Consider the following 5,688-nt stretch of genomic DNA (forward strand, 5'->3'; position numbering starts at 1 on the left):
GACTGCCCCCAGCTTCACCAGACCGCTGCGACGGCCCGGCGGAGAAGGTCTTCCACCTCCACTCGATTGCGTAGCGCCTCGTGGCGCACACCTGTCTCAACGAAGTTGGTCGCCCGCCCCTGTGCTGACCTGCGTGGACTGGATTGGGTGAGACGTGGGGACTTGGTTCGTTGAGACAAATCTCGGCTCGCTAACGCGTCTGCGCGTTCCGACGCTGGTCGCCCGTCTGCTCCAAGGCGGCCTCGTAGGCGTGCAGGGCGGTGATGACTGTGGCGCGTTCCGCGGGGTTGAGACCGCGCATGACGCGTTCCCAGGCGGAGGCGCTGCCAGAAAGCCATTCGCTGATCGGTGCGGCGTAGGCGGGGGCGATGGCGATGATGCGGCGGCGGCGGTCGGCGGGATCGGCGGTGCGCTGCAGGACGCCCGGCCGTGACAGCTCGCTGACCATGAGGCTGACAGTCGTCGGGGCTACCTCCAGCCGAGCGGCGAGCTCGTTGATGCTGGTGGGGCCGTCGTACTCCAGGTGGGCCAGCAGTGCGAGGTGTCGCGGTGCCAGGTCCAGACCCTGGAGTGCCGGAGGTATGGGCAGGCGCTTGGCGCGGCCCACGAGCCGTGGCATGAGCAACAGCAGGGTGCGGACGGCCTCATTGACGGCTGGACCGTCCGATTCCGTGGACATCGGCCACCTCTCCCAGATACCTTTAAATGCAAAGGCTTTGCATTCAAAGAGAACGGGGGCCACTATGCCGCATCTGACCGTCCACCTTCCAGAGAGCAGACTGACCGGGAACGAACCCATGCTCGTCGCCGCACTGACAGACGCCATCGTCGACGTCTATGGCGAATGGGCCCGCGACCTCGTAAGCATCCGCCTGACCGGAGTTCCCGCAGGCTGTTTCGCGCAGGGTGGCAAGGCCGTGGACACAAATGCCTCGGTGATCTTGGGCGTCCGCGCTGGTGTCTTCGACCGCCCCGACGCCGCCCAGATCGCCGCGCGCCTCGGCACCGCGCTCACCGACGCGATCACGCGCGTGGTCGGTGATGACCTCCGCGCCGGCACCATGGTCGAACTCGTGGCGTCACCGCCAGAACGTACCTTCGTCGGCGGCGCCCTCACTGTGTGACCCCGGAGACGATCGGGCCGATCTCGACGACGAGAACGAAGACGTGGGCGGGCCCGTCCCGCCACCCTGCGGCCGCACTCTGGACGGCGGGATCAACGGCTTCGCGATCTCCCACAACCCGTCCGGAACATTCCAACTCCAGGTCCCCTGCCCCATGTTGAGAAGTACTACCCCGCCTCACCGCATAGGACCCCGTCTAAGGCTTGTCCCGCAATGATCTTCGGGTGAGTGTCGGCCGGTCACGGCGCGATGGCCGACCTATCCGGAGAGGTTGAGGTTGTGCAGGCGGGCGACGCCGAGCATGGCGTGGTGGACGCCGTCACCTTTGAGGCGGCAGTCGCGGAGGATCTTCCAGGTCTTCATTCGGGCGAAGGTGTGCTCGACGCGGGCGCGGACCTGCTTGTGGGAGCGGTTGTGGTCCTGTTTCCAGTTGGGCAGTTCCTCGCCGGCCCGGCGGCGGTGCGGCATCACGAGTCCAGTGCCTGGATAGCCTCCGTCGGCGATCGTCACGGTCTTGCCGACGGCGGCCTTCGCTCCCGATTCCTCCCAGGCTCTGCAGTCGTTGCGGTTGCCCGGCAGCGGTTGGCCGATCACGACGACGCGACGGGTGTCGGCGTCGATGACAACTTGGTGGTTGGTGGAGTACCGGTAATTCTTGGACTGCTCGGCGACTGCGTGGTCGCGGGTGGGCACCAGGGTGCCGTCCACGATAAGGACAGTGTTCTTCGCAAACCGCTGTCTGGGCTGAAGCGCAAGAAGCGGGCCGAGATGGCTGATGATCCGGTCGGCCGCCGACTTCGAGACGCCGAACAGCGGGGCGAGTTGGCGCATCGTCAAGTTCGTGCGCCAAGACGCCGTCACGAGCAGCACCCGGTTCTCCAGCGTCAGGCCCCACGGCCGGCCGCGCCGTACCGTCTCCGCGCCCTCGCGCCGCAGTGCGGTCACCAACCTGTGGAAGCAGCGCGGGCTCAGCCCGGTGAAGGGGGTTATCCAGGACGGCTCGGACGCCGTGATCACACCAGCCACACCAAGATCATCACATCGTGGCCAGGTGAGACTGAACGCGAGACTTCACATGGAAAGGCGGAGGTCTCCAGCCCAACTGTCGCAACGAACCCGGCCGGAGGCGAAGGTGACCTCAATTGCGATGCGGCCGGTCTTAAGCTCGAACTCTTCCCTCACCGCCAGGACGTCTTCTCCAAGGTGGGCGGCGAACGGAGTCCGATCACCAACCGGAGCCACCTCGACGCGCCCCCAGCTGCCCATGCCGTACCCCTCGTGCGGGCTCGTAGGCTCAACGATCAGGCACCAGTCCGAGCCGGTCGTGACGTGCAGGGAACTGCCTTGGCTGTCGACCAACCACACATCCAGAGGACCTTCGGCTTCCTCGCCTTCGCTCCGATGCCACGCGGCGAAGACTTCCTCAAGCCGATACCCGACCAGGACCTCAGGCCGTGCGCCGGACCCGTGCAAGGGACACTGATTCACCTTCTCGGACTCCACCCGACGACCGTATCGTCAGTCAACGTCCCAGGTCACACGCTTATACGGGACAACCCTTAGCGAGCGGCGACGAGCGCGCGCGGGCTCTCGCGCCTCCCAGCGCGTGACCCGCTGCCGGCCTTTCCGTTCACCCTTCATGAACCTCGACGAGGTACAGGAGTTGATGCCCCCGCTCATGGACATCGCCGACCTAGACGTATCGAGGCACGCAACTCCCCCCGGACCAGCCAACCCGTGACTCAACGAGCACGCATGACGGTCACCGTCGCGTGGTGTGCCCTCCCCGCCGCCAGAGCGCTGTCGGCCCAACGCTGCGCCTACGGAGGGGAGATCAAACATGCACGGTGGCGAGGGCAGGACCCCGGTCGCGCACTGCGCGGGGTGCGGGCGGATCTGGACGGAGGGCGGGCTCATCGCCACATGACCCGCAGGAGCGGGGCCTGTTCGGGGGGAAGGGCAGCTCGACCCAGGGTCTCAATGCCGGGTACGTTCAAACCTGATGGATGATTGGTTTCTTGGGCATAGCCGGGGCACGACGGCACTCTGCCGCCGTGCCCCGGCTATCGCTTTATGACTGGTCGATCAGCTTCTTCACCTCGGAGGGAGGCTCCTTGCCGGAATATACTGCCGTAAGGACGGCTTCTTCCGGTGTCTCCCCGACCGCGATGGCTACTTTTGGCGAGATGCCCTTCACGGCATAGGCGTTCTCAGCAGCCAACGGCGTTCCATCCTCCTGGTCGCCGGTGTCATTACAGGGCGGCGGCGTTGCCGTACCGAGCTTTGAGCCGACTCGGAACTCCACATTCGCGACACTCGTGTAAGTGCGGTCATCATAGGTAAAGGCACGAGGGCAGACGCCTTCGCTGTTTCCCTGAGTACCATCAGAGCCGCCGCAGGCTGCCGCTGCGGACAGCATCACGAGAGCCATCAGCGCGGTACCTGTGCAACGTCGAGCGCGTCCCATCGTGCCCCCTAGTAGATGCTCCTGAGCCCGTTGACATCGCCTTTGCCGAGTGTCCTCATCTTCGTAGTGCAAGGGTCGGCGGACGGATACATGGTGAGGTTTTCATGCCCCGAACCAACATGCAGAAGGCCGAACACGTGTCCAGCTTCATGTGTGCCAACTGACAAAATGTCATACTTCGAGATGCAACTGGTGGTTGGCTGCTTTGTGAAGTCGTGGTCATGTGTGTTGAAGCGGACATCCGCTTCCCGGAGGTCGTTTTTTGCACCCGGCGTAGGCCAGGTCCACGCACACGTCGAAGCGAGGGCACCTTCAAGGTTTCCCGCATCCCAAGTGCTCTTTCCGTCGCGGGCCGTGCACGTGCCGTGATCGCTGACGTCCGCCTCGTACGTGGTAGTTCCCGCGTAGTTGGCATGCGCGGGAACTTGATCGGCGAGGCCGCAGTTGTTGACGCTGCCTTCGATCCCATAGATTGCGTTGGTGAAGTACCAGATTGCGTCGCCCCGCGTCATACCGCCTGGCATTCCTCCATCACCCACATACCAGTTGTAGGTGCCATACTCCTTCCGGTCTGCCGTTGCGTAGGCGCCGTCACTGCACGCGCCAGGGGAGCTAGCGGCGTCCGCATCCGCCACCGCGACCCCCTCAGGATCCACCGGATCGGGGTCGGTACCGTCCGACTCGTCCGTGAGGTCGGCTGTTGTAGTGCTCGGGCGGACTACGTCAGCGCGGTCGGATCCAGCACTCGGCGAGTCGAAATTGTTCTCAGACAGGTCGTACGAGATAAGGCCGTCCGCAGCAACCGTCAGCTGAAACCCGTGCGATGTCCCGTCCAGAGCAAGCGTGTCGATGGATACCGCAGTCTCAAGCTCAGGAATCGTTACGCCAGTGCCGTCATAGGTGACCACACGGCCAACGAGATCGCAGGCCTGCACATGCATGCCCGCTGGCAGCTGATTGACCGTCAATTCCCCCTCATCGGGCGGGCATACATCTGGACCTGCCTGTGCGCTAGTCGCCACGCTCACCACCGACACCGCCATCGCAAACGCGATCGCGGTTCTACCTATGAGTCTTCGAACACGTCCAGACACACGCCACCCCCAGTCGGTTGCCCTCTACGGGCATTGATCAGACCGCAGCAAGATATCGATCAATTTGCCGAAAAGTAGCGCAAGTTTCAGTCACCGTTGGTTGCTACTCGTCGTAGATGGCGCAATGTAGCTACTAGCTTGATCCTTAACCTGTGCGGCGTGGTCGTGGGGTGGTTGACTTCGTCGTTCTCTTTTTCGCTGCCGCTGTTTTGCGGGGTGTGTGCACGTCGTGGCGGGGTGTGGGTCGTGTGTTCTTTTGGCCTGGAGGTCGTCCGGGGCCGGGGTGGGAGGGTTTCGGTGCTTGGGCTGGGCAGGCCGATTGTGGGCGGATGTGCCGGAAGTCGTGGCGGACTCGGGCGGGGGTGAGTCTGTCCGGCGGGGTGGGTTTCTCCCAGGGACGGCGCCGGTCGGCTGCGAGTGGGCGGGTGAGCCGCAGTTGGGTGTAGGCAGCGAGGATCAGCCAGGTCCATCGGTCGGCTGCCTCGGGGGTGCGGAGCTTTGGGGAGGTCCAGCCGAGGGTCTGTTTGAACAGGCGGAAGGTGTGCTCGATGTCGAAGCGCCGGAGATATGCTTGCCAGAGGCGGTCGGCGTCGTCCGGGGTGGCATCGGTGTCTGACCACCACAGCCAGACCGGCTTGGGTGTTGCTCCGCTGGGCAGGTGGCTGATGTCCAGGCGGATCACCGTTCCTTCCACGATGGGGAGGGTGCCGTCGGCGGCTGCCCAGGAGGATCGGTGGGTCAGCTTGGGGTGCAGCCGGTTCCAGGACCGGGCCCTGGCAGTGCCGTAGAGGCGGGTGTCGGTGATGGTTTCGGTGTCCGGGATGCTCCAGGTGTCGGGCTGTCCGAAGACGAACTCGCCGCCGTGCCGCGGCGGTCGGCCCTGAGTGTGTGGGAGCCGTGGTGGGACTGCTCTGCGCAGGACGCGGTCGGATCGCATCCTGGCCAGCACCTGGACCGGCAGGTCACCCAGGAGGAAGCCGAGGCGGGGCGCGTCGTATCCGGC

7 protein-coding genes and 1 pseudogene are annotated in these 5,688 nt (G+C 64.8%); 1 reads left to right on the top strand and 7 read right to left on the bottom strand.

Going from position 1 to position 5,688, the window contains the following annotated elements:
- Positions 1 to 190 precede the first annotated feature (190 nt).
- Positions 191 to 679, bottom strand: a complete 489-nt coding sequence (locus ACWIGU_RS44710) for a MarR family winged helix-turn-helix transcriptional regulator (RefSeq protein ID WP_454407689.1) — start codon at positions 677 to 679, stop codon at positions 191 to 193.
- Between the two features lie 118 nt (positions 680 to 797).
- On the opposite strand from ACWIGU_RS44710, the gene ACWIGU_RS44715 reads away from it, so the two are divergent.
- Positions 798 to 1,124 (top strand): tautomerase family protein, encoded by a 327-nt coding sequence (locus tag ACWIGU_RS44715; RefSeq protein WP_454407690.1) that lies wholly within the window; start codon positions 798 to 800, stop codon positions 1,122 to 1,124.
- A gap of 54 nt (positions 1,125 to 1,178) precedes the next feature.
- Here the strand turns inward: ACWIGU_RS44715 and ACWIGU_RS44720 are convergent.
- The 6 genes and pseudogenes from ACWIGU_RS44720 to ACWIGU_RS44745 all read right to left on the bottom strand — a co-directional run.
- Positions 1,179 to 1,280 (bottom strand): annotated as a pseudogene (locus tag ACWIGU_RS44720) (IS5/IS1182 family transposase); the annotation flags it as partial.
- Positions 1,281 to 1,382: 102 nt separating this feature from the next.
- Positions 1,383 to 2,150 (bottom strand): transposase, encoded by a 768-nt coding sequence (locus tag ACWIGU_RS44725; RefSeq protein ID WP_454407691.1) that lies wholly within the window; start codon positions 2,148 to 2,150, stop codon positions 1,383 to 1,385.
- Between the two features lie 45 nt (positions 2,151 to 2,195).
- Positions 2,196 to 2,627 (bottom strand): hypothetical protein, encoded by a 432-nt coding sequence (locus ACWIGU_RS44730; protein WP_454407692.1) that lies wholly within the window; start codon positions 2,625 to 2,627, stop codon positions 2,196 to 2,198.
- 568 nt (positions 2,628 to 3,195) lie between these two features.
- Positions 3,196 to 3,555 (bottom strand): DUF6281 family protein, encoded by a 360-nt coding sequence (locus tag ACWIGU_RS44735; RefSeq protein WP_454407693.1) that lies wholly within the window; start codon positions 3,553 to 3,555, stop codon positions 3,196 to 3,198.
- 44 nt (positions 3,556 to 3,599) lie between these two features.
- Positions 3,600 to 4,559 carry a matrixin family metalloprotease gene (locus tag ACWIGU_RS44740; RefSeq protein ID WP_454407694.1) on the bottom strand — a complete coding sequence of 320 codons (960 nt, stop codon included), beginning with the start codon at positions 4,557 to 4,559 and terminating at the stop codon, positions 3,600 to 3,602.
- 271 nt (positions 4,560 to 4,830) lie between these two features.
- Positions 4,831 to 5,688: transposase (locus ACWIGU_RS44745; RefSeq protein WP_454407695.1), on the bottom strand; the 858-nt coding region annotated here is incomplete at its 5' end.

It is taken from the genome of Streptomyces sp. NPDC055400, from assembly GCF_053644375.1.